A 23,897-nucleotide genomic window follows, 5' to 3' on the forward strand; every position below is an offset into this window, starting at 1 on the left:
AAGTGCAGAAAGCTCTCCTTATGTTTTCAGCGAGGAGAGGTGTATTTTTGTCTGTGTTGTGTAGGCGTAAGGGGTAAATACGCGTGACCACCGATCAATTCCGCGCTTTGGAAATATTATCCGGAAGTGGTCATTCCGCACACCACAAGACCGATGATCTGCTGGCTGCTGCCGTCGCAGGTTTTACGTCCCTCACCCGTCCCGGACGCTATGAAAGCCAGCAATTTGAAGATCTGGCTTTGCCGTTGCTGGAAACAGCCACGCCGCGTGCCCGCCGTCAGGTCTCAGCTATTCTTGCTCAGCATGATGTTGCACCGCGCAAGCTGGTTCTGGCTCTTGCCAATGACAGTATTGAAGTCGCTGCACCGCTATTGCTGCGCTCCCCTGTCCTTACAACTGCCGATCTCATTGACATTACCGGCCAGCACGGCCTGTCCCATGCCCGTATCATTGCGCGCCGTCAGCCGGTTGATCCGCTGCTATTGCCAATCCTTGAGGGCTTTGATGATCCGCTCATCAGCCAGACACTGACTGCTGAACCGGTTATCAACACTGCACCTGCCGCTGTAGAGAACAGCATAGCGGAGGTGCAGGAAGCGCATTATGTTTCAGAAGCCCCTGTAAACAAACGCGTTGAGAGCAAACCGGCTGCACCAATCCGCACAGCCCCTGCTGCAACGCAATCATTGCCTGCGCATAATCTCAGTGCACTGTCACTGTCCTCCTGTTTGCAACCGGCACGGGCCGAATATCTCATTGATATGGCGCTGCTGATTGACGGCAATATGTTCCGCACCGCACTGGCCGATGCGCTGGATGTCAGCTATGCGCGTGCTGAAACAATTATCGGCTCATGGCCGAACTCCCAGCTGCCGCTGGCGTTGAAAGCCATAGGGCTTACCGCACAGGATACCTATCTGATCCTGACTGCTGTTCTCGGTACAATTCATGGCGAACGTGAACAATTACGGGAATTTGTCCATATTTACCGCTCTATCAGCCCTGAACAGGCAGCTGCAGCTGTCAGACGCTGGAAAGCGGATGATATGAATGAGCGTCTGCGCAACCAGTTGCGCGATCTGGCGGACAATGCATCGGAAAACTTTACCAGTGCCGCGAATAATGACGGCACGATCCCGCATAGAAAAGCACAATAATCCGGATAGTTACATGCCTGTGGTCAGCAGTTCCGCAGCCTGAGTACAATCTTCAACCTCGACAAGCCAGAGATCAGGATCAAAGCGCAACTCTTTTTCAAGCTGCGTATTAATCAGCTGCTCGTCTTCACTCTGCTGATATAAAACAAAACGACGTTCATCCGCCCGCTGCGGATCATATTCGCTTTGCGGCGCAGGCATATATAAATCAAAATTGCCGTCACGATTACGGATCTTGATAAAGATTGCACCGGCCTCGGCCGCACCGCGCCTGACCAGATAAGCGAAACCGTCAGCCATGCGCACGCGGCGCATGAATGCGGAAACCCAGAATTCACTTGTCAGACGCATAGGCTGAAATACCTGCTCATTGCATATCAAATCAGCTGATCAGGCCGATTTCACGCATTTTCCCGATCAGCTCAGAATCAGGCTTGCCGCTGACATTGAGACGGAACAGTTTCTGAAACTCGCGGATGGCATCTTCTGTGGTTTTACCCGGAACACCGTCCACGACAACCATATCATTGCCGAATGCTTTGAGCCCCGCCTGAATACGCACCAGTTCCTCGGCACTGATCGCCTGACCGGATGGTGTTCGTGCGGATACCGGTTGAACAGAAGCCGTTGTTTCCGTTGCATTCTGCGACGCAGAATTACTCCGCACAGCCTGTACCGGTGTTCTTTCTTCTGCCCTGACGGCAATCGGCGCAGGCCGTCTTTCCGCAACCGGCACTGCACGCGCACTGTTTTCAGGCTGAATGTCAGGCCGAGCCTCAGGTCTGGCAGCAGGCACAGCCACAGCAATGGCTTCCTCAATGCTCAGTTGTTTCTCTGCGGGTTTAGCCGCATTATTCTGATCCGATGCCAGCTTGGCCTGCACATTCTGCCATTGCTCAAGCGCTGCACGGGTTTGCGGCCCTGTCAGACCATCCACATTGCCACTATAGAAGCCAAGCTGCTTCAGATTATATTGCATGATCGCAACCTGCTTGTCGCCATTCGGCGCCAGAGCCGGCAGATCACCGCCATCAACAGTTGTTTCGGGCAAAGTCGCAACGGCTTGCGGTTTATCAGTTACCGGCACAACCTCATTACCGGTAATCTGGCGCACGGGTTCCTGCGCAGTCACATTGCCTGTCAGCTTGCGGGCTGCTTCGCTATTGTCTTTTGCCACAGCACGGAAAACCTGCTCCGGCCGTGTTTTAAAGAAAACACCGTCATGCGCCTGCGGTTGATACCAGATCGCATTGCTGGCAACAAAACCTAGCGTCACCAGAAATGCGGTTGCACCACCGGCTACCACAGGATTACGCGCGACTATATCACCGGCAGCCAATGCCATGCGTGACACGCCGGTCAGGCATGCATCAAAAAAACGTCTGCCAAAACTACGCCGTTTTGCGTTTTTGCGCATGGAAGTCCCCTTGCGTTTCGTACCGCTGCGGCTCTGTCTTTCCGTCATAACTACTTTCTGCCTGACTATATTCAGTCTGTTCGGCCTGAAGATTAATAATTGCTGTTTTCACCTGCTCAAGAGCGCTGCGAATATCGGTTGAAACTGTATTTGTCTGCATCCGGTCAGCCTGCTGCATAGGCTGCGATAATGCCTGATTTGCGGCCGTGCCTGCAACCAATCCGGTTTTATCCACAACCTGCTGTGCTGTTTGCGGCAACCTGATTGAAACTGTCGTGCCATGGCCCTTGCGGCTGTGAATATTCATCTCACCCTGATGAAGACTGACTAGACCTTTAACCAGATAAAGACCGAGGCCTGAACCTTCCTGCATACGGGTCTGTGCATTATTGATCTGGGTAAATGGCTGGCACAGACGTTCAATCTCATGCGCTTCCAGCCCGACGCCTGTATCAGACACGGAGATGACCAGACTGCGCTCTGCACCCGCATAGCTGCGCTTTGTTTCATCAGGCATCACATCAATGGTTACGCAACCGCCGCGATCCGTGAATTTAATAGCGTTGGACACCAGATTAATCAGAATCTGACGGATTGCACGGCGATCAGCAATCATATCCGTCACATCCGGATGAATGCGGTCACAGAGAATAACGCCCTTTTTCTCGGCCATCGGCATCAGCATGGAACTGCACATTGTAACGCTGTCCTGCACGGAAAAGCGTTCATGCTGAACCGGATACTGACCGGCCTCAAGACGGGAGGTTTCCAGAATACCGTTGACAACTTCCAGCAGATGATTGCCGGATTTGCGGATCAGATCAATATATTCGCGCTGCTTGTCGCTCTGCAAAGGCCCTGCCACATCATGCAACAGCAAATCAGAGAAACCGATGATTGAATTCAACGGCGTGCGCAACTCATGGCTGACGGCACCGAGCAAACGTCCGCGCGAGGTTTCCAGATTCTCAATCGTCGTATTCTGCTGAACAATATGCTGCTGCGTATCCTGCATCTGTGCAAGATTGCGCGCAACAATCAGGAAACCGGCTTCCTGCTCATTCTGAGCCGTGCCTTTTGCCTGCCCTTCCATTTCAAATATATTGAAATAGATTTTAGGCTGTTCGTTTTTATTGCCTTGAGCAGCTTCCACGCAACGCAGACGAATCTCTGTCTTGCCACCGAGTTTCATCGGTGAATTACCGTGCTTCAGGCCATTCAGAAATGCGAGATATTGAACGCGGTCAGCCACATGCACGCGGTCAAGAAGCAATGTGCCGGTCAGGACTGCACGATCAACACCAAATTGTTCAATACAACGATCAGACAAAGTACGGATATGACCATCCTGATCGAGACGGATAACCAGAGCATCCAATGCTGTTTCCAGATCGCTGTCGGCAGTATGAGCAGATGTTGTATTCTGCAGGACTGTTGCAACTGGCAGTGCCAAACGCATTACCCGCAGCAAAATGGCGCCGACATAGATAAACAGGAAAGTTGTTGAGACACCGGCCGGAAGCATCAACTGTGTGTTGATACCTTTGGTCAGCGATGTTGCCATCAGGGCAACAGTGATCAGACCACCGGCAACAGCCGCCGCACGATGGCGGGTTACCAGCCAGATCTCAAGCGGCAATGCCAGAACCATCGCCCAGACCAGACCATTTTCCGCACCTGCAAACAGGGCCGTGAAAGCCAGTACTGCGCTATAGAATGACAATGCGACAAGACCTGTCAGGCTGTTGCGGATACCAAATGCCTGCGCTGCCAGCAAAAGAACGGATATGCCGGTAAAGGACAGGCCGGTAAACAGCAATGCATTGACCGAAGCGGTCGGGAAAATACTGTAAAAAGCCATTGCCAGAAACAGCGGAAACAGCAGCAATGCGCAGCGCAAATCAAACGCTGAAAAATGGTCGGACTTACAGGATTGAGCAGCGGTAACAGAAGCATGGAATCCTGCATTTTCCTGCGCCAACAGGTGATGATCCGCAACGGCATTATGCATACCGCCTTTAATCATTTTCATTGTTTTCGCATAAATGCCGTACACGCAGCATACTCACTCTGACACAATCTCACTTCAACTGTTTCCTTTCACCGGAGTGAAAAGACAGTCACCGAACAATGACAGAATGGACGCCCAGACTTTAAGGAATAGATAAAACCGCGATCTATGATGCCCGTGAAAGTCTTTTTTCCGCGAAAAAGGGGTAGCTTTTGGCTCTATGGTAAACGGAATATTTCCGGCTCCGCCCCATGGCAAGACAATCTTAAAAACATTTTATCAGAATCTTCAGAAATATGTCTCATGCTTTAACCATTGTGTCTCAACAACCGGAAAGCCTTGAAAAGAAACCGGTGAAACAACTGATAACTATATGAATAATTTAAACTTATATATTTATCACGCTCAGCAACCCGACAGGACAGTGCAAACAGGCAGGAATAAAGATCATGAGATTTCTGCTTAAATGCATTTTCTGGCTGGGAGGGGTTTTTCTGCTGATGCCCGGACTGACCGGCAAGTCTACAGACACACAGCCATCACGAGCGCCACAGGCACAAACACAGCAAAATCATCTGTCTTCAGAAAAACAGCAACAGGCTCCATCCACGGCCAGCCCCGATCTGGTTGAGCAATGGTTGCAGGCCGGTAAAACCCTGCAGGAAATCAGCACATTTTGTGAGCGCAATCCCGCTCTCTGTATTGCCGGAAAGGCAGCGATTCAGCAAAGTGGTGAACAGGCTTTGATCCGTGCGAAAGAGGTTCTATCCGGTAGCGCGCCACAAAACAAAGAGCCATCCGCCCCACCTGCAACAGAGCAGGCACCTGCGTTCAAAATTCCTGTTCCTGCGCAGCGTCCCGGATAGTTACTGTAATCATCAGAACCGGAACTTTCCAATTGCTATAAAAATGGTCTATAAGCCGCGCCATATGTATATTTATCTGTATGCCTCGAACGGAACGAATTTTCGTTCTTGCGCGGCATGCTTCAGTTAATGCGGAGAGACCTATGACAAATTCAAAGATCAGCACGATTGCGTCGGACTTTGAGTTTCTTGACGACTGGGAAGACCGCTATCGCTATGTGATCGAACTGGCGCGTGACTTGCAACCCTATCCGGAAGAAGCCCGCGATGCGGATCATAAGGTTCCGGGCTGTGTCAGTCAGGTCTGGCTGCTGACCAAAAAAGGTCAGGGTGCTGATCCGGTTATGGAATTCCTGGGCGATTCCGATGCGCATATTGTCCGCGGTCTGGTTGCGATCCTGCTTGCCCTTTATTCCGGCGAAACCGCATCTTCCATTCTGAAAATTGATGCAGAAGGCGTTCTGAAAAGCCTTGGCCTCGATGAGCATCTGACACCACAGCGTTCCAACGGCTTGCGCTCCATGGTGCAGCGTGTACGCAATGACGCACAAAACGCCCTGCAAAACGCTGCCTGATATTTCTCATCTATAACATATCAAAACATGCGCACTGATCTCATCACTGCGCATGTTTTGTTTTCAGCTTGTGACACGGCATCACAGTGAAGGCCGGTAATCCGGTGCTCCCCAGTGATAGGCAGCCGGTGACGTGATCCCTTCCGGCATCCGCCCTGCATTATAATGGCGGTGCAAAATACTGAGCGCTGTTTTCAGCATCATCTTTGCCGAGCGCGCAGGCCATGAACGCTCACGCTCCACCAATTCCAAACCTTTGAGAAAACAGCATATATCCAGCAATATACCGGATAATTCCGGCCCTACAGCGATGAGTGCCTTATTCACCCGATCCCGGCAATCCAATGCATAATCGCTCAATTCGGCCGCACCGCCCCGCTCTCCTCTGACACGTCCGGCAACACTGGCATCCCAATTGGCCGAAATCCGTGGCATCATATTCCCGCGTGTGAAATCAGCCCTCAACCGCTCTCCGGCATGAAACTCGTCATCACTCAGAAAACGCCGCCCCGTCTGCTTGTTTTTCCGGTAAAGCAAAGTCAGCGGGGATTCAGCATTATTAACGGTACGGTTCCGGGTGCTTTCGCCGGTTCTCTGCATAACAGGTTCCTGTGGCTGTTCCGTCTCAGCAGGCTTCTTTAACGTCTTCAGCATATCGCGTCCTGCAAGTTCCAAGGTGATTTTGTCCTGCTCAGCTTTCACCAATCCGGCCTCCAGCAAATGCTGCAATACCGGCTCGTCACAGGCAATCGTGCCGCCCTCATCACTGGTCAAAAACCAACGCCCTTCTTCACCTTCGAACCTTGCCGGTGACCGCAGCAGAAATCTGAGCACCCGCAAAGCTGGTTGCTGATCTTTCGGGGAAAATGCAGTGACGGTTTTGCTCATTCCCCTGCACTCCCGCACGGATAAAGCGCCCGAATGAGATATTCAAACGAGCTGACACTGCGGTCAAATTTTTCATTCTCCCGCATGTCCTCAATCAAATGACAGGCATGTTTAACCGTGGTTCTTTCACGGCAAAATGCATAGGCCACTTCTGACATTGACAGGCCGAACATGGTATGAGCGATATACATGCCGAATTGCCGGATTCTGGCGATATGGCAATTGCCGCGTTGGGGACTGCGCAAATCGTGTAAGGATACCTGAAAGAAAACAGACAACAGCGCCATTAAAGCCCCGCACAGTTTCCAGGCACGCAATTGCCGCTCCCTGCTTGTCAGCTGGCTTTTTACACTGCTGTTTCTTTGCATCAGATCAGCCAGATACAGCGCATTCTCTGTCATGCGTTTATTGCCGACATCATTCTGCATGGAATGCATATCCTGCCCGCCAGATAAACAATGCAGGCGCGATGACTCCGGCAAATTATGCAAGACAACAAGTGAATCCGTGCGACCGGATAAAAAATCTGGAAAATTGTTCAACATATGCCCTCCGCAGACGACATATCCTTAATATAAAAACCTTATACGGGGATAAACTTGAGTTTCCAGATATAAATATACAATTAAATTCAAATAACAAACATTAAAAAAGAATCTATACATAGAGACAAGTCATTCAATAAAAACATTTTATCAAACAATCAAATTTAATCATAATAAAAATACTCAAACAACCAATACTACATTTAAAAATTAAGAATATCTGCTTATCCCCCGCCAGCAGCAAAACATCATAATCCCCTGCATGATGAAGGGGATTAACAATGTCAGCCATTCTGCAACAGGAAAAACAGCTATTTCTGGAAAACCGTAAAGAAGATGCACTTCAGGCAGCGCAATCCGTCGCCATACAGCTGAGCTGCGGCATCGACTTGCAACAGGCCTTAAATGCACCGGCCGAAAAGAGAGCAAGTATTGCAGCGAAACTAACGCGGCTTATCAAAAGAGAACGTCTGAAAGGTCTGAATAAACACTGGAGTTACGATATCAACCGGCACATTGCGCTGAAACAAGCGCAGACACGCCTGCTGCAACTGCTTTGATAATACATAAAAAAACAACGGCACTTTCGCGCCGTTGTTTATCTCTTGATATCTCGTTGAAGAGATACAGGCCGGATCAGGCAGCTTTACGCTTACGACCAAGACCCATCTTCTTAGCAAGCTGCGAGCGGGCTGCAGCATAGTTCGGAGCAACCATCGGATAGTTAGGATCCAGATCCCACTTCTCGCGATATTGTTCCGGCGTCAGATTATAATGGGTCATCAGGTGGCGCTTCAGCGATTTAAATTTCTTACCGTCTTCCAGGCAGATAATATAATCGTCGTGAACTGATTTTTTCGGGCTGATTGCCGGTTTAGGCTTTTCAACCACAGCAACCACTTCTTCACGAACACCTGAACGGGCAAATGCTGCATGAACATCAGCGATCAATGCAGGCACTTCACCGGCACGTATTGAGTTATTGCTGACATAAGCGGCAACAACATCGGCTGTAAGACTGAGCAGCAGTTCGTCAGCAGAAACCACAGTCTCTGGATGTTCCATTATACTTCCTTTACCTATAAATATTGCTGACTGGAAACCCTCTGAAAATACATGAGAAGTCTATCCATTCACCAATCAACCAGTTTAACCTTAGCTTGCCACCCGCAATCATCTTCTCATATCTGTAAAATTTGTAAAATGTCAATTTATTTCACGATTTTGTTAAGTGATGCTGTAATTTTTGACTAAACAATTAAATTTCAACACTCAAGATCACGAGAATTAATATCTGCGAACCTGCCGAAAACAGAAAACTATTTCTCTTCTCATCTGAAGATTATCAATCGGAGCCTGTTATACACATAGTACAATGTAAAAACATGCTTCTGAAACTATCTTCAGCAAACAAATTCACCAAAAACGTGAAATTTCGCCTCTTGAAACAAACTACAGTAAAACTCAGCAAACACTGCGATATGAAGCAATTTTGCGGATATTTGCTATTCTATCAAAAAATCCTGTATTTCTATATTAAGTCATTTTTCTGGCAATTCATGGCCCCGGATATTTTATACAAGGATTTTTGCAAAAAAACCTGCTTTCATAAGATTATCCGCCACACGGGCAGATCAAACGCCTGCGTATGTTCATATTATGCCTTTGAAAATACACGGTTGTATATTCACCTTTTAAAAAGCGGTTAATATCCCCATATATTGGAAAAATGACTATTCTGAACACAGGCAGGCCTGACTAAACCAGATCAGTCCTGCTCTTTTTGACCTGCCTTTATGAATAACGCACATTCGGCTTGAAAACGCCTTATACTTTCCGAATGTATGCTGAACCGCCGGAGAACCACCATGTCCGAGAAAAACATGCCCCAACGCCCGCTTAAAGTTCAGAAAACCGATGCCGAATGGCGTGAACAGCTCACACCGGAGCAATATAAGATCACGCGCCAGCATGGCACAGAGCGTGCATTTTCCAGCCCTGATTTTGATCTCAAACTCCACGGCACATATCACTGTATCTGCTGTGACCGTCTGCTCTACAATTCCGAAGATAAATTCAATTCCGGAACAGGCTGGCCGAGCTTTACACGTCCGGCTGAACCGGAAGCTGTCAGTGCTTTTGAGGATCATTCCTATGGTATGAACCGTACAGAAATACGCTGCGCCGATTGTGATGCGCATCTCGGCCATGTGTTTCCTGACGGCCCAGCACCAACCGGACTGCGTTTCTGCATGAACGGCACAGCATTATATTTTACTGAAGCCTGACAGCCTCAAATTTTACATCTCATCTTGGCAACAATACCGGAAACAGTATGAACCAGCATTCATTCCCTAAGCACAACGCCCCAGCAACTGAGAAGAAGGCGTTCAGCGACACGCGCCACGGTATTGTCCGCCATGATGAATATCACTGGTTGCGTGCTGCCAACTGGCAGGATGTTCTGCGTGACCCCTCCCTGCTGGATGCACAAATCCGTTTGCATCTTGAGGCTGAAAACACCTATCAGTCAGCCTTGATGGCAGATACACAAGAGCTGCAAAAACAACTGTTTTCGGAAATGAAAGGCCGTATCAAGGAAGATGACTCCAGTGTGCCGGTCAAAGACGGTGCCTATGCCTATGGTATTTCCTATGTCACCGGCGGGCAGCATCCGCAATATTTCAGAACACCGCGGGATGGCGGCGAGAAAACCATTCTGATCGACGGCGACAAGGAAGCTGCTTCCCTTGCCTATTTCAGCCTTGGCGGACTGGACTATTCGCCTGACCATAAAGCACTGGCATGGTCTGCGGACACTAAAGGCTCCGAATTTTATGACATCAAAATCCGCGATCTCTCCACACTGGAAGACAGCGCGGATCTGCTGACATCCACCGCAGGCGGAACTGTATGGGATGCAGCAAGTCAGGGTGTTTTCTATGTGCAGATGGATGATAATCATCGCCCTGCCAAATTATTCTATCACCGTACCGGCACAAAGCAGGATCAGGATGCGCTGATCTATGAAGAAAAAGACGCCGGTTTCTTCATGAATGTTTCCGGCAGTTCACTGAATGACTTTGTTTTCATCAATATTCAGGATCATGAAACTTCTGAAGTCTGGCTGATACCGGCCAATAATCCGCAGGCAAAACCACAGCTCGTGGCAGCGCGCGAAACCGGCATTGAATACAGCCTCACAGAAGGCGGAGACGTTTTCTATATTCTCACCAATATTGACGGTGCGAAGGACTTCAAGATTATGTCCGCACCGGTCAGCGCCCCGCAAAAACAAAACTGGACGGAAGTCGTTGCCGAGAAATCCGGCACAATTATTCTGGATGTTGGGGCGTATAAAAATCATCTGGTCTGGCTTGAGCGTAATAATGGCCTGCCGCGTATTGTTATCCGTGAGCGCAGCAGCGGGACAGAGCATGCCATTGCTTTTGACGAGGAAGCCTACTCGCTTGGTCTGCATGGCAGCGCTGAATATGACACGGATGTGATCCGTTTTTCCTATTCATCCATGACCACGCCGAGCCAGCTCTTTGATTATAATATGGTCACACGCGAACGCGTGCTGCTGAAAACGCAGGAAGTGCCAAGCGGCCATGTGATTGAAAATTATGTCACCCGCAGGCTCCTTGCACCGGCGGCGGATGGTGAACTGGTACCGGTTTCCATTCTCGCCCATAAAGACACGCCGCTGGACGGCTCGGCTCCATGTCTTCTCTATGGTTATGGCGCTTATGGCAGCTCCATTCCGGCAAGTTTCTCGACCACACGCCTCTCTCTGGTTGACCGTGGTTTTATCTATGCCATTGCCCATATTCGCGGCGGCAAGGACAAAGGCTTCGCCTGGTATGAAAACGGCAAACGGGAACATAAGGTCAATACATTCACTGACTTCATCGCTGCAGCAAAACATCTTGTGGCAGAGAATTTCACCCGTCATGACCGGATTATCGCCCATGGCGGTTCGGCAGGCGGTATGCTGATGGGCGCTATCACCAATATGGCACCGGAAGCCTTTGGCGGGATAATTGCCGATGTGCCGTTTGTGGATGTGCTGAATACTATGCTGGATGACAGCCTGCCGCTGACCCCGCCGGAATGGCCGGAATGGGGCAATCCGATTGCATCGGAAACGGACTACCGCACCATTGCGTCCTACTCCCCTTATGACAATGTATCGGCACAAAATTATCCACCGATACTGGCAACAGCAGGCCTGACCGATCCGCGTGTTACCTATTGGGAAGCAGCAAAATGGGTTGCTAAACTGCGCGATCAGTCCACCAGCGGCAATCCTGTGCTTTTCAAAATCAATATGGAAGCAGGCCATGGCGGTGTTTCAGGGCGTTTCTCGCAGCTGGAAGAGGTCGCCTATAATTATGCTTTCGCGCTTAAGGTTGCAGACAGACTGTAACAGGCGCATAAAGATATGAAGCCGCAGAGCAGAAAATTCTGCTCTGCCGTGCCTTCCGAAAACGGGAAAGGATTAAGCCATGCCATTCATGTCTCTGAATTTCCTCAGCAAAAGCGGACTACGGCTTTGCGTGTCCGCTTTTAGCATTCTGGCGCTGACCACCATCTCAACACCGCAGGCGGAAGCCGCGGTTCGTAAAAATGTCAGCGAATATGCAGGGCAGCGCTGCAATCCGCCTCCGCGTGGCAGCGGTGTTATTGTCGGCATTTTTCAGGGACTTGGCGAAAGCGCCTTTGTCAGCAGCGACTATCCGGAAGTGATCAGCCGCTATCGCTGTTTTCCCTCGCTGGAAGAATGCAAAGGCTGGCTTTACACAATGCAAAGTCTCTATAGCGCAGGCCTGCCCCGCGCAGCCAAATGCCTGAAACGCTAAAAGCAGCACTATATACACTGTGTTCACTGTGATGAAACAAAGCGGAATTACCTGAAAACCCTTGAAATTCCGCTTTTTGCCCGCAGCCGGTTACTTTGCTGTAACCTGCGGATTTCTACATGCCTTCTTGTCAGCGGCGCTTTGCTCCTTAATTTCCGTAACACCGATATCATCCCTCCGGTGAAGGAAAAGACCATGACATTCTTTAAAACAGCAACACAGTTTCTGAGCAAAGCAGCTTTTGCGGCAACACTTGCAACCTCCGCCCTCTCCGTAACCTCTGCCCATGCGCAGGAAAATAAAGCACTGAACTGGCAATTCTTTCAGGCAGATGAAAACGGTTTTCTCCGCACCCCCGTTCTGCTGACCGGCGAAAAAGAAGCGATTCTGCTGGATGGCGGCTTTACGCTTTCAGACGGCAAAGCCCTCGCAGAAAAAATCAAGGAAAACGGCAAAGCACTGACAACAATCTATGTGAGCCAGAGCGACCCTGATTATTATTTCAGCCTCGGCCCCGTCAAAGCCGCGTTTCCTGATGCGAAAGTGATTGCCGCACCGGCTACGGTTGAAGCCATTAAAGGCAATGTAGAAGGCAAGCTGAAAGTCTGGGGTCCGCAGCTGAAAGAAAACGGCCCGCAGACGCTGGCTGATGTGGTGATACCTGAAGCTTCAGATATCAAAGAGCTGGATCTGGAAGGCAAGAAAATCGAGATCATTGATGCAGAGAATATGCCGAACCGCCGTTATCTCTGGGTACCATCTCTGAAAGCTGTTTTCGGTGGTGTTCTGGTCACTGCCGGTGAACATGTATGGCTTGCCGACACACCAAAAGCAGAGCAACGTCAGGCATGGATCAAAACCCTGGATGCCATTGCGGTGCGCAATCCTGAAATTGTTGTACCTGCCCATATGAGCGCCGGTTCAAAAACCGATATTTCTGCGGTTACTTTCACCAAAGACTATCTTGTGGCCTTTGAAGAAGAGCAGGCCAAAGCCAAAAACAGTGAAGAACTGATTGCCGCTATGAAAAAGCGCTATCCTGATCTGGGCGGTGTATCCAGCCTTGAGCTAGGCGCCAAAGTCATTAAAGGCGAAATGGAGTGGGAATAACCGTCTCCCACCTCTGAAATAAAAAAGCACCGGAAATTCCGGTGCTTTTCTTTTTAACCCATTCTGCAAAAACAGATCAGGCAAGATCATAGAGTGAGCGGGCAAAACCGGCCAGCCCCTTTTCTTCCAGCTTTTTCAGCGGCATCCGGAAGGTAACGCGCACAATCCCCGGATGACGGCCGATTTCAATCGCACCAAGCATTGTTGCACGGTTCATAATCTCGGGAACCGTAACATCAAAAAGATCCGCCGCACGTTTCAGACCGTTCTCTGTCGCTTCATTCAGCGTAGCCCCGCTACCGATTACTGTAACCGGTGCATCGCGCTCAATTGCTGTCACACCATTGGCCTTGCCAAGTGCCTCAGCACGCTGGCGCTCAATGGTACTTAAAGGACGCGCCAGATAAGGCACATCTTCAGCAACAGGAAACAGCAGCGGCCCGTCAATCGCCAATCCCTTGATAACATGCACTTCGAGCGTAACCACGCCTGCAACATCGCAGGTATGACCGGCAATTTCACCGTCCCCCTGCAATGCGTGCATATCGCCCAGATAGACACCGCCGCCCGGCACTTTCACCGGACAGATCAGTATCGCGCCCTGCCGAACAGAATTTACATCAAGATGACCGTCGGTTTTGTTGCGCGCCAATTCATCCGGTGTCAGTGCGTATTTATGCGGCGCATTGAGCAAAAACGAGCCGAAATCACCGGCATTATGGGAATCCGGCATCGCTTTTGAAGGTGTCGTACCCAATTGCCCGAGGAAAGGCCGCAGACGTGTGGCCACACCGACCAGATCAGCGGGAGCAAAAGTCATAACCGGATTTTGAATGGATGTATCCGGCAGCGCCATAATCTTTGCGGCATCCGGCGCCATAGCTTCAGCTCTGGCTTTTCCGACAGTTACACCAATACTGCGCTCGTCATCAAAGACAATTGTATAGCCGTTTTCAATCTTAAACGGTGTGGCATCGGCTCCGCATTTGTCACAACGGATAGCGCTCTGGCCGATACCTTCAATATGGGTGGCAGGCCATTCCGTACCGCATTCCGCGCAGACAGCAGCGCAGAACGGATCACCATTATTACGGCCTGTCACCACACTGTCCGAACCGGAAGCCGTAGCAGCAGATGTTACAACAATGGAGCGGATGCGAATGGCAATCGCATCACCGATTTCAGCGCCCTCAACAGCGACCGGTCGCGTGACCTCATGGCCGCCGCGAATGGCGGGGGTAATCATTGGCCCCCAGCAACCGGGCGCGGTATTAGCGATAATCGTACCGCCATCAGCCACAGGCCCGAGCATAGCGCGCTCAGGGTCAAGAATACCATCGGTGAGTTCGGTTACATAGACTGTGCGACAGGCAGTGCTTTTCTGCCGGCTTTTATCATTTTGCATTCCTGCATCCTCCAGAAACGATGCGCTGTTCAGGCGAACAGACAGGCTTCACACTCTTCCGGATGCGGCAATTCCATTCTGTCCGACAGAAATATGCCGACCGGCACGATCATGCTAATGGACAATAACCAGTTTAAATAATGACAAAGCCGTGAGGCAGAAACACGGTTAACCTATTGAGAAACATAGCCATCTTTATGGGCAGGAATGGCTTTGAGATAAGCGGCAATTGCCTCGCGGTCAGAAGCCTGAAGCTTTGAAGTATTGGCAATAACATCGGTCATTGACCCGCCCATCGAGTCAAAATCCGGTGTAAATCCGCTTTCCAGACCATAGGCAATGTCACCAGCACTCCAGCCGGAAATACCGCCCTCACCGCCTGTGATATTCGGCACGATGCCGCGTTTTCCCTGACTGTCCGTTTCTGCCGAAACCGCACCGGCCAACCATTGCGCTGTATCAGAACCACCAAATGCATTACGCGGCGTATGGCATTCGCCGCAATGCCCCATGGCTTCTACAAGATATTGTCCGCGCTGCAGCTGCGCATCCGGATTATTCAGCTGAACGGCAGGCGCATCATTCAGATAAAGCATTTTCCAGAGGCCAAGCCCGCGGCGCATATTGAACGGAAAGCCAAGCTCATGCGGTTTCGATGCTTCATCAGAAGCCGGCAGGGTTTTCATGAAGGCATAAAGATCCGCCATATCCTGCAATTTCATGCGAGTATAGGATGTATAAGGAAAAGACGGATAAAGGTGTTCTCCGTTGCGCCCAGTACCTTCCAGCATGGCATCGGCAAATTCGGCCAATGTCCAGTCTTTGATACCGGCGGCAGACGGCGAAATATTCGGTGCAATGAAGGTCCCGAAATCGGTTTTCAGCTCATGCCCGCCGGATAAAACCAGCTTGGCATCGCCTGTTGCTCCCGGAGCCGCATGGCATGAGGCACAACCGCCTGCATAGAAAATCTGTTCGCCGTTTTTGATATCCCCTGCCGCCAGCTTGTCCAGCGCAGCGCGGTCAACATGCACAGGCTGTGTCAGAAACCAGAAAACACCGGCACCTGTTACAGCACAAAGCAAAGCTGCGGATATCAATTTACGTTTCATATCAAATTCTTACCCTGTTAAAGCGCAAGGAATAATCTGCGCAGCGCCTGTAACATTTCCAATATGATTTCAGACTGAAAATATTGATCGCTTTAAATCAACGCACATCCCGAAACAATTTTCGGGATGTGCTTCAGGCTAAGCCTGTTATTTCTTGATGCGGTAAGCCTGATGGCATGTGCCGCAGCTTGCGCCAACATCTTTCATGCTCACACGCAGTGCATCAACATCCTGCGGTTTGGCATCCGCAGCGGCTGCAGTCGCTGTACGGAATTTTTCAATTTCAACTTTAAAACCGGCTTCATCTTCCCAGATTTTAGGCGCAGCAGCAGTATCACCGCTTTCTGAACCCTTAGGGAACAGCTTTTCTGCATCCATCTTGATGGCATCTGCTTTCAACTGCTCAAGCGCAGCCTGAACGGCTTCTGCTTCAAACGGCTTTTCGCCTTTCATAATTGGTCCCAGCACGCCCATTGAGCGGCCGACATCTTTCATCAGCGCCTGACGGTCAGTCACCGGTGACGCTGAAGCCGCACTTGTCAGCATGAATAAAGCAGAGAAGATTGCCAAAGATTTTTGCATGAACAGCGTCCTTTAATCGCGAATATGAGTTTCTTTGAATATTGCAAGCACAATACTCAATTTAGAATGATTATAGTAATGCGATTTAGAATATCTATAAAAACGTCAGTTCATCAGATTAATTTTTTGTAACAATAAAAAAGCCTCCCGAAGGAGGCTTTTCATCAGGCCGAATTATTAAGCTTTTTCGTAAAGCTCAAGCACATAATCCCAGTTGATCATGCTGTCGACGAAAGCTTCCAGATATTTCGGACGCGCATTGCGGTAGTCGATATAGTAGGAATGTTCCCATACGTCGACGCCGAGAATTGGTGTCGCGCCATGTACCAGCGGGTTTTCGCCGTTTGGTGTTTTGGAAATTTCCAGCTTGCCGTCTTTAACCGACAGCCATGCCCAGCCCGAACCGAACTGACCGGCGCCAGCCGCGATAAAATCTTCACGGAACTTGTCGTAACCGCCGAGATCAGATTTGATTGCAGCTTCCAGCTTAGCAGGCAGCTTGTTGCCGCCGCCGTTTTTCTTCATCCATTTCCAGAAGTGGATATGGTTGTAATGCTGGCCGGCATTGTTGAAGAGTGCCTGATTTTTGCCGTAGCTTTCTTTAACTACGTCTTCAAGGCTCTTGCCTTCCAGACCCGAACCTTCAAGCAGCTTGTTGCCGTTGGTTACATAGGCCTGATGATGCTTGTCATGGTGAAACTCAAGGGTTTCACGGGACATATAAGGGCTAAGCGCATCATAGTCGTAAGGCAGAGCAGGCAATTCAAAAGCCATGGTGTTTCTCCTCTTGGTGTGGGCGGCTTCAAGTTTCCGCCACCCAAATTCTTCATGCCTGTATTACATAGGCCGACACAGGCACGCGGGCAATGCAGAGAACGACAGTTCTGCGAAAAATCACGGAAATTTTAAATTATTATCACATCAGACTGTGGGTAAGCGCCCTGTCAAAGCTGCAATAAAACCAAACAATTACATCACAACCGGTTTTCATAAGAGCGACAATGGCTTAAGCGACCATCAGTGAATGTCAGCGCATTGTATAAACCCTAAACTGTGCAGTAATAACATAACACTTCCTGTTGCAAGACAGCAACAGATATATAAGCATCCGTGTAATCTTAAAAATTCATAAGTTCTTAGCCATATTGTGGCAATTTTTGACCAGCTTTATGCAGGGATGTTCTGCCGGAATCCTAATCATATTTTCATCAGCGTAATTCTCGGCAGATCCATCTTTCCGGCCGTCAGGCCATTATACCGTTCCGTCCCTCGCCCTTACGGCGCTGATTGAACGGCTCTGTCGGGTCGTGTCTGAATATGTTGTTTACGCAGTCTTATGCGCTGCATGTATCAGACACACACTCATAATTTAAAAACGTTCTGAAAAGACTGGTTTAAATATGGAAAACTCTTTCTCCCGCCGCTCTTTCATGTCGGCGCTGTCGGTCACAGCCGCTGCCGGACTGGCAGGCTGTACGCAGATCAGCCGTAATATTCCGGTGATCGACATGACCGGCGGTCCGGCTCCGGTCGCCCCGCCGATCAATAATGGCGGCGCAACCGGCCCTTATGCCAGCATGTATGCGGCGGTTGAAGATGAAGGCTATTCGATTCCTGCTGTACCGTTTCAGAAAATTGATCCGAAATATTACCGCCAGCTCGTTCAGGACCCGACCGGTGAAATGCCGGGCACCGTGGTTGTCGATACCGCGAACCGCTTTCTCTATCTGGTGATGCAGGATGGTCAGGCATTGCGCTACGGCGTGGGTATCGGCCGTGCAGGCTTTTCATGGTCAGGCCGCGCTCTTATTCAGTGGAAGCGCAAATGGCCGCGCTGGACACCGCCGGATGATATGATCGGCCGTCAGCCGGAACTGGAAAAATACAGCGCCCGCAATGGCGGTATGGCACCGGGACTGACCAATCCGCTTGGCGCACGCGCTCTGTATATCTTTAAGGACGGTGTTGATACGCTTTATCGTATCCACGGCAATCCGGAATGGTGGTCGATCGGTAAAGCCGTTTCGTCCGGCTGTGTCCGCATGGTCAATCAGGACGTGATCGACCTCTATGACCGCGTACCGAATAAAACACCAATTCTGGTTATGTAATTGATATCAATTAAAAAGGCGGGTTGCACAGCAGCCCGCCTTTTTCTTATAGTTCAATCAGCGTTTGAAACCGCCCAGAATGCCACGCACGATGGCACGGCCGAGCGAATTACTCACAGTTCGCACCACGCTTTTCACTGCGGTTTCCGCAACAGTCTGACGGCTGCCGCGTTTGCCGCCGCCAAGGGTGGATGACAGATAATCTGTCCAGCTGCCGCTATCCTGCTCCGCCTGTTGCTGCTCGACTGTAGCGACTTTTTCCTGCGCGCGTTTCTGCAGAATTTCAAAGGCAGATTCACGGTCAATTGCGCGGTCATACTGACCGGATACCGGACTGGTTGCGATCAGCTTCGCCCGCTCATCCGCTGTCAAAGGCCCGATCCGCGATGCAGGCGGACGCATCAAAGTGCGCTGCACCATCGAAGGAATGCCTTTTGCCTGCAAGGTTGAGACCAGCGTCTCACCGGTTGACAATAACGTAATCGCTTTGAATGTATCGAAATCCGGATTTGGACGGAATGTATCCGCAGCTGTTTTAACCGCCGCTGTCTCGCGCGGCGTATAGGCACGCAACGCATGTTGCACGCGGTTACCGAGCTGCGCCAGCACCACTTCCGGCACGTCCAGCGGATTCTGCGTCACGAAATAAACACCAACGCCCTTGGAGCGGATCAGGCGCACAACCTGCTGAATACGATCCAGCAGAGCCTTTGGCGCCTCATCAAACAGCAAATGCGCTTCATCAAAGAAGAACACCAGACGCGGCTTTTCCGGATCCCCAACCTCCGGCAATTGTTCAAACAGCTCCGACATCAGCCAGAGCAAAAATGTGGAGTACAGCCGCGGGTTCATCATCAGCTTATCAGCGGCCAACACACTGACAAGGCCGCGCCCGTCTGTTGTTGTACGCATCAGATCAGAAATGCTCAGCGCAGGCTCACCGAAAAAGAACGTACCGCCCTGTTGCTCCAGCACCAGCAGCGAGCGCTGAATTGCACCGACAGATGCCTTGTTGATATTACCATATTGGATGGAGAGTTCAGGCGCGCGCTCGGCCACATGAGTCAGCAGAGACTGCAAATCTTTCATATCAAGGAGCAGAAGCCCCTCTTCATCCGCCACACGGAAAGCAATATTCAGCACGCCTTCCTGCGCATCCGTCAAATTCATCAGGCGAGCCAGCAGCAAAGGCCCCATTTCCGAAATCGTGGCGCGGATCGGATGTCCCTGCTCGCCGAAAATATCCCAGAAGATTACCGGTGTCGCATGCATGTCATAAGGATCAAGGTGAATCTCCTCGGCACGCTTTACCGAGAAATCATTTTTCTCGCCGATAGCGGCGATACCGGACAAATCACCTTTAATATCCGCGCAGAAAACCGGTACACCGGCAGCGGAAAAAGCCTCAGCCATAACCTGAAGACTCACAGTTTTACCCGTACCGGTAGCGCCGGTCACTAGCCCGTGCCGGTTGGCATATTTCAGCGCCAGTTCTTCCGGTTGCTGGTAACTATTATCCGGTTTACGGCTGGCACCCAGAAAAATGCTTCCTTCAGCAGGCATAGACATACTCCTCATCCGTTCATTCTCACGCCGAATAATCTGAGCCACGGCACAAATCATTATAATCTATAATCGTCCTGTAACATCAGAACAATATTCTACGGCCTGTTCACCGGTTATTTCCCGCCTGTTCATTGCATTTTATGATACACCGGCATCAGAGCAGGCTTGATTTCATCACGGCAGAGTGCTTATTACGTAAACGTCAATTTTTTGGGAGACTATCATGGAAGAGCTGATTTCACGTATTACCAATAATGTTGGTGTTGATAGCGCCACAGCAGAAAAAGCTGTCGGCCTGATCCTTGCCTTTCTCGAAAAAGAAGGCCCGCAGGATAAAGTCGGCGCGCTGATCGCCGGTATTCCGGGCGCACAGGAACTGATTGCCTCGGCAGATAAAGGCGGCTTCCTCTCCAATATGATGGGCGGCGTTATGGGTCTTGGTTCCAAGCTGATGGGCGCAGGCCTCGGCATGGGTGAAATCACCGGCGTGGCGAAAGAAACCATTGCTTTCGCAAAAGAAAAAGCCGGTGCGCAGACCGTTGATGATGTTGTGAATTCTATTCCGGGTCTCGGCCAGTTTATCTGAGGTCAGCACCTCAGCAAAAAGCCCCTCTCGCGAGGGGCTTTTTTATTTACTCACTGTCGGCCTGCACATGCAGTGCCCGCCCCGCTCCCCAGCCATTCCATGCCGCCACAAGCCCGATCGCCACGAACAGCATGGCACTGGCCGTGTAAGTTCCGGTCAGATCATGGATAATGCCGATCAGCAGCGGCACAACCGATGCAATCATATAACCGACAAATTGCACCATGCCGGACAGATGCGAAGCCACGCGCGGATTTGGTGAGCGCAGCACGATTTCGGTCATAGCCGCAGCAATCAGTCCGCCAAGACCGATGCCTTGCAGAACCGCCCAATACCAGACCGACCAGAGCGGCATAAACAGCATCGCCAGCATGGCGATGGTCGCAAAAGCGATCAGTATCACATTCAAAAGACTCTGATTGCGTGAACGCACCGCAATTGTCGGCACTACCAGACAGGCAATCAGTTGCATACCGATGGAGACGGAAACCACCGCACCAGCCGTAATGCCGTCCAGTCCGCGCTCACGCAGGATCGGCGACAGCCAGCCAAACACGGTGAAAGCCAGCGATGACTGCAAGCCCATGAAGAAGGTCAGCTGCCATGCGATTTTATCACGCCATAATCCGGTGACTTTGCTTTTATTGGCCGCACGCTGATGTTTCACACGCCATGTCAGCACACCCCAGAGTATACCGACGATCAGCGCCGGAACCGCCCACAGGCTCAGCGCCTGCTGCCATGAATTATCAAGCGCCCTGTAAACGGGCAAAGTCACAGCAGCGGCAATTGCCGCGCCGCCGCTCAGCGCCATAGTATAAAAACCGGTCAGCAAAGCTGCTTTGTCCGGAAAGTCACGCTTCACAATGCCGGGAAGCAACACATTGCAGGTTGCAATACAGGCTCCTGCCAGCACAGTACCGGCAAACATCAGCGTAACCGGTCCGGTGCCGCGCAGGAATGTGCCGAAGGCCAGCAGCAAAACCGCCAGCAACAATGTACGCTCCATGCCGATACGCTCACCAAATTTAGGAGCCAGAGGCGCGAAAAAGCCCAGACAAAAAACCGGTAAAGTCGTCAGCAGCCCTGCAGTCAAAGAGCTGATACCTGTAGAGGCAATAATTTCAGGCAGAAGCGCTGAAAAACTGGAGAATAACGGACGCAGGTTCAGGGCAATCAGTACCAGACACAGGCCTGCAAGCAGACGATAGACCGGTGTCATGCCGTGATGCGCAGATGATGCCGGTTTAGACTGAACGGGTTGTGAAACTGCTGTTTCAGTTATCGTGTGCAGATTACCTTCAGCCAGCAGCGGCTCGCCCGTGACAGACATGAAATTACTATTCCTGTTTTTCTTCAGAGCATCATGCATCCGTTCGGACACAGAAAGGACACTCTGAATTATTGAAACTATGCACCGCGCCTTGCGAAAACCGGTTCCGGTTTATGCGCCGGTGCTATAGTCCGTTATTTGAACTCTGATTGATATATCTTTAACCGTGGGATGTGTCCACAGCAGGCGGATATATGTCACCGGCATCGACATGCCTTATTTACATATATACGGCTATAGTGCTGTTTCATTTTATTGACAGGGATTTTTGAGCAAAGATGCTGACTGTATATTATCGCAACGGCGACCTTCTCATTCCGGTTGAACCTGCAACGCAGATTACAGACGATCTTCTGCAAAAATCACTCTGGATCGATCTGGTCAATCCGACTGCCGAAGAGGAAAGTCAGGTTGAAAAATGGGCGAATATCCCCATCCCGACACGGGAAGATATGGGAGAGATTGAAGAATCCAGTCGGTTTTACAGTGAAAACGGCGCGCAATATCTGACAGCGCCATTCCTGCATCTTGCAGAAGATGACCACCGGATTGTCAGCCCTGTCACTTTCATTCTGACGGATAAACTGCTCATCAGCGTGCGCTATGCGCAGCCAAAATCCTTTGTGCTTTATGTCGCACGCACAGCTAAAAGCGGCAACGGCCTGATTAACAGCCGCACCAACAGCCTTTGCGTTTTGCTTGGTATTATCGAGACCAATACCAACCGGCTGGCGGATTTCATTGAAGGGGTGAGCGAAAAAATCGACAATGCGTCACACCGCATTTATCGCCGTCCTGATAACAAACGCCCGATGTCGACCCAGAATTTCCGCGAAATCCTCAATGAAATCGGTGCCCATGGTACTTTTCTCTCAAGGATGCGTGAAAGCCTGTCAGGCATTCGCCGGTTGCTGGTCTATATTACCGCCAACAGTTCTCCCAAGACACAGGCCAAAGATACCCGTGCATGGCTGAAAACACTGGAGCGGGATACGCAGTCGCTTGAGAATTACGTTGATTTTCTCAACAACAAGATCAACTTCCTGCTCGATACGATTGTCGGGCTGATCTCGGTTGAACAAAACGCGATTATCAAAATCTTCTCAGTGGCAGCCGTAGGCTTCATGCCGCCGACACTGATCGCTTCGATCTATGGCATGAATTTCAGTTTCATGCCGGAACTCTCAGAAAAATGGGGCTATCCCGCAGCACTGGGGCTAATGGTTATCTCTGCGCTGATCCCGCTCTACTTCTTCCGCAGAAAAGGCTGGCTCTGAACAGAGCCGGCAACTTATCTATTTGATGGCTTTAAAGCTGATAATCTCCAGCTCACGACCATTCACAGTAACCAGATCACCGTTACCCTTGCCAAATAGTGCAACAGCAAGCGGTGAGATGTGAGAAATCGTACACTTGGACGGGTCAGCCTCATCCTCGCCGACAATCATCCAGCTCTGTTGACGGCCGTCTTCATTCTCTACAGTGACCTGCATACCAAAGCGGATTACATCGCCGTCTTTATCGGCCAGTGTCAGTTCTGCATTCTCCCGCCGCGCTGTCCAATAGCGCAAATCGCGGGAGACATGAGCAATTGCGGCCTTGTCCCCGCTGGCTGTCGCCTGTCCCAGTTCGGTTTGCAGGCGTGACAGTTCAGCCTCAATCAGCTTGAGGCCGTTTTGAGTAACCAGATTGCGGTGGTGACTGACCGGACGTTCCACCAAACCGGAAGGAACATCGTCCTGTTCTTTTGTAAAAGCTCTGCTCATAA

Annotated in this window: 24 protein-coding genes; 11 read left to right on the forward strand and 13 right to left on the reverse strand. The window is 50.5% G+C overall.

Going from position 1 to position 23,897, the window contains the following annotated elements:
- The first annotated feature begins 83 nt into the window (after positions 1-83).
- Positions 84-1,157: a DUF2336 domain-containing protein gene (locus F7P81_RS01255; protein WP_151158170.1), complete on the forward strand. Its 1,074-nt coding sequence runs from the start codon at positions 84-86 to the stop codon at positions 1,155-1,157.
- Between the two features lie 9 nt (positions 1,158-1,166).
- Here the strand turns inward: F7P81_RS01255 and F7P81_RS01260 are convergent, their stop codons facing one another.
- The 3 genes from F7P81_RS01260 to F7P81_RS01270 are packed head-to-tail and all read right to left on the reverse strand — an operon-like array spanning position 1,167 to position 4,606.
- Entirely contained in the window at positions 1,167-1,508 is a 342-nt protein-coding gene (locus F7P81_RS01260; protein WP_151158172.1) for a DUF1491 family protein, read from the reverse strand.
- A 31-nt stretch (positions 1,509-1,539) separates the two neighbouring features.
- A complete protein-coding gene (locus F7P81_RS01265) occupies positions 1,540-2,574 on the reverse strand; it encodes a peptidoglycan-binding domain-containing protein (RefSeq protein WP_151158174.1) in 1,035 nt (344 codons plus the stop codon).
- Positions 2,549-4,606, reverse strand: a complete 2,058-nt coding sequence (locus F7P81_RS01270) for a sensor histidine kinase (RefSeq protein ID WP_151158176.1) — start codon at positions 4,604-4,606, stop codon at positions 2,549-2,551. Before F7P81_RS01270 ends, F7P81_RS01265 begins: the two co-directional genes overlap by 26 nt.
- 428 nt (positions 4,607-5,034) lie before the next feature.
- Between F7P81_RS01270 and F7P81_RS01275 the strand changes: the two genes are divergently transcribed.
- Together F7P81_RS01275 and F7P81_RS01280 are read left to right on the forward strand one after the other, a co-directional pair.
- Entirely contained in the window at positions 5,035-5,451 is a 417-nt protein-coding gene (locus F7P81_RS01275; protein ID WP_151158178.1) for a DUF5330 domain-containing protein, read from the forward strand.
- A gap of 143 nt (positions 5,452-5,594) precedes the next feature.
- Positions 5,595-6,026, forward strand: coding sequence for a SufE family protein (locus tag F7P81_RS01280; protein WP_151158180.1), 432 nt, complete (start codon positions 5,595-5,597; stop codon positions 6,024-6,026).
- Between the two features lie 81 nt (positions 6,027-6,107).
- Here the strand turns inward: F7P81_RS01280 and F7P81_RS01285 are convergent, their stop codons facing one another.
- The gene (locus F7P81_RS01285; RefSeq protein ID WP_151158182.1) at positions 6,108-6,914 is read right to left on the reverse strand and encodes a DUF6456 domain-containing protein; all 807 of its coding nucleotides are present in this window, start codon (positions 6,912-6,914) and stop codon (positions 6,108-6,110) included.
- Positions 6,911-7,342, reverse strand: coding sequence for a helix-turn-helix domain-containing protein (locus F7P81_RS01290; RefSeq protein ID WP_028233416.1), 432 nt, complete (start codon positions 7,340-7,342; stop codon positions 6,911-6,913). Before F7P81_RS01290 ends, F7P81_RS01285 begins: the two co-directional genes overlap by 4 nt.
- Before the next feature lie 398 nt (positions 7,343-7,740).
- On the opposite strand from F7P81_RS01290, the gene F7P81_RS01295 reads away from it, so the two are divergent.
- Positions 7,741-8,019 (forward strand): cytoplasmic protein, encoded by a 279-nt coding sequence (locus tag F7P81_RS01295; RefSeq protein ID WP_246176011.1) that lies wholly within the window; start codon positions 7,741-7,743, stop codon positions 8,017-8,019.
- Between the two features lie 76 nt (positions 8,020-8,095).
- On the opposite strand, the gene F7P81_RS01300 is transcribed toward F7P81_RS01295, so the two are convergent.
- Positions 8,096-8,524 carry a Ros/MucR family transcriptional regulator gene (locus F7P81_RS01300; protein ID WP_022710037.1) on the reverse strand — a complete coding sequence of 143 codons (429 nt, stop codon included), beginning with the start codon at positions 8,522-8,524 and terminating at the stop codon, positions 8,096-8,098.
- Between the two features lie 803 nt (positions 8,525-9,327).
- Here F7P81_RS01300 and msrB point away from each other — a divergent pair.
- The 4 genes from msrB (at position 9,328) to F7P81_RS01320 (ending at position 13,434) form a co-directional block, all read left to right on the forward strand.
- Entirely contained in the window at positions 9,328-9,747 is a 420-nt protein-coding gene (msrB, locus tag F7P81_RS01305; RefSeq protein WP_022710039.1) for a peptide-methionine (R)-S-oxide reductase MsrB, read from the forward strand.
- A gap of 47 nt (positions 9,748-9,794) precedes the next feature.
- The gene (locus F7P81_RS01310) at positions 9,795-11,891 is read left to right on the forward strand and encodes a S9 family peptidase (protein ID WP_151158184.1); all 2,097 of its coding nucleotides are present in this window, start codon (positions 9,795-9,797) and stop codon (positions 11,889-11,891) included.
- A 79-nt stretch (positions 11,892-11,970) separates the two neighbouring features.
- A complete protein-coding gene (locus tag F7P81_RS01315) occupies positions 11,971-12,324 on the forward strand; it encodes a hypothetical protein (protein WP_225687327.1) in 354 nt (117 codons plus the stop codon).
- A 195-nt stretch (positions 12,325-12,519) separates the two neighbouring features.
- Positions 12,520-13,434 (forward strand): MBL fold metallo-hydrolase, encoded by a 915-nt coding sequence (locus F7P81_RS01320; protein ID WP_151158186.1) that lies wholly within the window; start codon positions 12,520-12,522, stop codon positions 13,432-13,434.
- 76 nt (positions 13,435-13,510) lie between these two features.
- Here F7P81_RS01320 and F7P81_RS01325 read toward each other — a convergent pair whose 3' ends face one another.
- From F7P81_RS01325 to F7P81_RS01340, 4 genes are all read right to left on the reverse strand, one after another.
- Entirely contained in the window at positions 13,511-14,839 is a 1,329-nt protein-coding gene (locus F7P81_RS01325; protein WP_151158188.1) for an acetamidase/formamidase family protein, read from the reverse strand.
- A 173-nt stretch (positions 14,840-15,012) separates the two neighbouring features.
- Positions 15,013-15,951: a cytochrome c gene (locus tag F7P81_RS01330; RefSeq protein ID WP_151158190.1), complete on the reverse strand. Its 939-nt coding sequence runs from the start codon at positions 15,949-15,951 to the stop codon at positions 15,013-15,015.
- A gap of 147 nt (positions 15,952-16,098) precedes the next feature.
- Positions 16,099-16,533 carry a c-type cytochrome gene (locus tag F7P81_RS01335; protein WP_022710045.1) on the reverse strand — a complete coding sequence of 145 codons (435 nt, stop codon included), beginning with the start codon at positions 16,531-16,533 and terminating at the stop codon, positions 16,099-16,101.
- Positions 16,534-16,710: 177 nt separating this feature from the next.
- On the reverse strand, positions 16,711-17,307 hold the full coding sequence (locus tag F7P81_RS01340; RefSeq protein ID WP_151158192.1) for a superoxide dismutase: 597 nt from the start codon (positions 17,305-17,307) through the stop codon (positions 16,711-16,713).
- A 626-nt stretch (positions 17,308-17,933) separates the two neighbouring features.
- On the opposite strand from F7P81_RS01340, the gene F7P81_RS01345 reads away from it, so the two are divergent.
- Positions 17,934-18,644, forward strand: coding sequence for a L,D-transpeptidase (locus F7P81_RS01345; protein ID WP_116089284.1), 711 nt, complete (start codon positions 17,934-17,936; stop codon positions 18,642-18,644).
- Between the two features lie 57 nt (positions 18,645-18,701).
- On the opposite strand, the gene F7P81_RS01350 is transcribed toward F7P81_RS01345, so the two are convergent.
- A complete protein-coding gene (locus tag F7P81_RS01350) occupies positions 18,702-20,267 on the reverse strand; it encodes a helicase HerA-like C-terminal domain-containing protein (RefSeq protein WP_419776023.1) in 1,566 nt (521 codons plus the stop codon).
- A 166-nt stretch (positions 20,268-20,433) separates the two neighbouring features.
- Between F7P81_RS01350 and F7P81_RS01355 the strand changes: the two genes are divergently transcribed.
- Positions 20,434-20,796: a hypothetical protein gene (locus F7P81_RS01355; protein WP_022710049.1), complete on the forward strand. Its 363-nt coding sequence runs from the start codon at positions 20,434-20,436 to the stop codon at positions 20,794-20,796.
- Between the two features lie 46 nt (positions 20,797-20,842).
- On the opposite strand, the gene F7P81_RS01360 is transcribed toward F7P81_RS01355, so the two are convergent.
- A complete protein-coding gene (locus F7P81_RS01360; protein WP_225687319.1) occupies positions 20,843-22,129 on the reverse strand; it encodes a CynX/NimT family MFS transporter in 1,287 nt (428 codons plus the stop codon).
- 278 nt (positions 22,130-22,407) lie between these two features.
- On the opposite strand from F7P81_RS01360, the gene corA reads away from it, so the two are divergent.
- Positions 22,408-23,406, forward strand: a complete 999-nt coding sequence (gene corA, locus F7P81_RS01365) for a magnesium/cobalt transporter CorA (protein ID WP_022710051.1) — start codon at positions 22,408-22,410, stop codon at positions 23,404-23,406.
- 18 nt (positions 23,407-23,424) lie between these two features.
- Here the strand turns inward: corA and F7P81_RS01370 are convergent, their stop codons facing one another.
- A complete protein-coding gene (locus tag F7P81_RS01370) occupies positions 23,425-23,895 on the reverse strand; it encodes a GreA/GreB family elongation factor (protein WP_151158194.1) in 471 nt (156 codons plus the stop codon).
- Positions 23,896-23,897: the final 2 nt, after the last annotated feature.

This window comes from Pseudochrobactrum saccharolyticum, from assembly GCF_008801715.1.
GTDB classification, from domain to species: Bacteria; Pseudomonadota; Alphaproteobacteria; order Rhizobiales; family Rhizobiaceae; genus Pseudochrobactrum; species Pseudochrobactrum saccharolyticum.

Bases quoted from the DNA above. Each gene is read 5' to 3' on its own strand.
- F7P81_RS01260 (WP_151158172.1), bottom strand. From the start codon at position 1,508: ATGCGTCTGACAAGTGAATTCTGGGTTTCCGCATTCATGCGCCGCGTG.
- F7P81_RS01265 (WP_151158174.1), bottom strand. From the start codon at position 2,574: ATGCGCAAAAACGCAAAACGGCGTAGTTTTGGCAGACGTTTTTTTGAT.
- F7P81_RS01270 (WP_151158176.1), bottom strand. From the start codon at position 4,606: ATGAAAATGATTAAAGGCGGTATGCATAATGCCGTTGCGGATCATCAC.
- F7P81_RS01275 (WP_151158178.1), top strand. From the start codon at position 5,035: ATGAGATTTCTGCTTAAATGCATTTTCTGGCTGGGAGGGGTTTTTCTG.
- F7P81_RS01280 (WP_151158180.1), top strand. From the start codon at position 5,595: ATGACAAATTCAAAGATCAGCACGATTGCGTCGGACTTTGAGTTTCTT.
- F7P81_RS01285 (WP_151158182.1), bottom strand. From the start codon at position 6,914: ATGAGCAAAACCGTCACTGCATTTTCCCCGAAAGATCAGCAACCAGCT.
- F7P81_RS01290 (WP_028233416.1), bottom strand. From the start codon at position 7,342: ATGCAGAATGATGTCGGCAATAAACGCATGACAGAGAATGCGCTGTAT.
- F7P81_RS01295 (WP_246176011.1), top strand. From the start codon at position 7,741: ATGTCAGCCATTCTGCAACAGGAAAAACAGCTATTTCTGGAAAACCGT.
- F7P81_RS01300 (WP_022710037.1), bottom strand. From the start codon at position 8,524: ATGGAACATCCAGAGACTGTGGTTTCTGCTGACGAACTGCTGCTCAGT.
- msrB (WP_022710039.1), top strand. From the start codon at position 9,328: ATGTCCGAGAAAAACATGCCCCAACGCCCGCTTAAAGTTCAGAAAACC.
- F7P81_RS01310 (WP_151158184.1), top strand. From the start codon at position 9,795: ATGAACCAGCATTCATTCCCTAAGCACAACGCCCCAGCAACTGAGAAG.
- F7P81_RS01315 (WP_225687327.1), top strand. From the start codon at position 11,971: ATGCCATTCATGTCTCTGAATTTCCTCAGCAAAAGCGGACTACGGCTT.
- F7P81_RS01320 (WP_151158186.1), top strand. From the start codon at position 12,520: ATGACATTCTTTAAAACAGCAACACAGTTTCTGAGCAAAGCAGCTTTT.
- F7P81_RS01325 (WP_151158188.1), bottom strand. From the start codon at position 14,839: ATGCAAAATGATAAAAGCCGGCAGAAAAGCACTGCCTGTCGCACAGTC.
- F7P81_RS01330 (WP_151158190.1), bottom strand. From the start codon at position 15,951: ATGAAACGTAAATTGATATCCGCAGCTTTGCTTTGTGCTGTAACAGGT.
- F7P81_RS01335 (WP_022710045.1), bottom strand. From the start codon at position 16,533: ATGCAAAAATCTTTGGCAATCTTCTCTGCTTTATTCATGCTGACAAGT.
- F7P81_RS01340 (WP_151158192.1), bottom strand. From the start codon at position 17,307: ATGGCTTTTGAATTGCCTGCTCTGCCTTACGACTATGATGCGCTTAGC.
- F7P81_RS01345 (WP_116089284.1), top strand. From the start codon at position 17,934: ATGGAAAACTCTTTCTCCCGCCGCTCTTTCATGTCGGCGCTGTCGGTC.
- F7P81_RS01350 (WP_419776023.1), bottom strand. From the start codon at position 20,267: ATGATTTGTGCCGTGGCTCAGATTATTCGGCGTGAGAATGAACGGATG.
- F7P81_RS01355 (WP_022710049.1), top strand. From the start codon at position 20,434: ATGGAAGAGCTGATTTCACGTATTACCAATAATGTTGGTGTTGATAGC.
- F7P81_RS01360 (WP_225687319.1), bottom strand. From the start codon at position 22,129: ATGTCTGTCACGGGCGAGCCGCTGCTGGCTGAAGGTAATCTGCACACG.
- corA (WP_022710051.1), top strand. From the start codon at position 22,408: ATGCTGACTGTATATTATCGCAACGGCGACCTTCTCATTCCGGTTGAA.
- F7P81_RS01370 (WP_151158194.1), bottom strand. From the start codon at position 23,895: ATGAGCAGAGCTTTTACAAAAGAACAGGACGATGTTCCTTCCGGTTTG.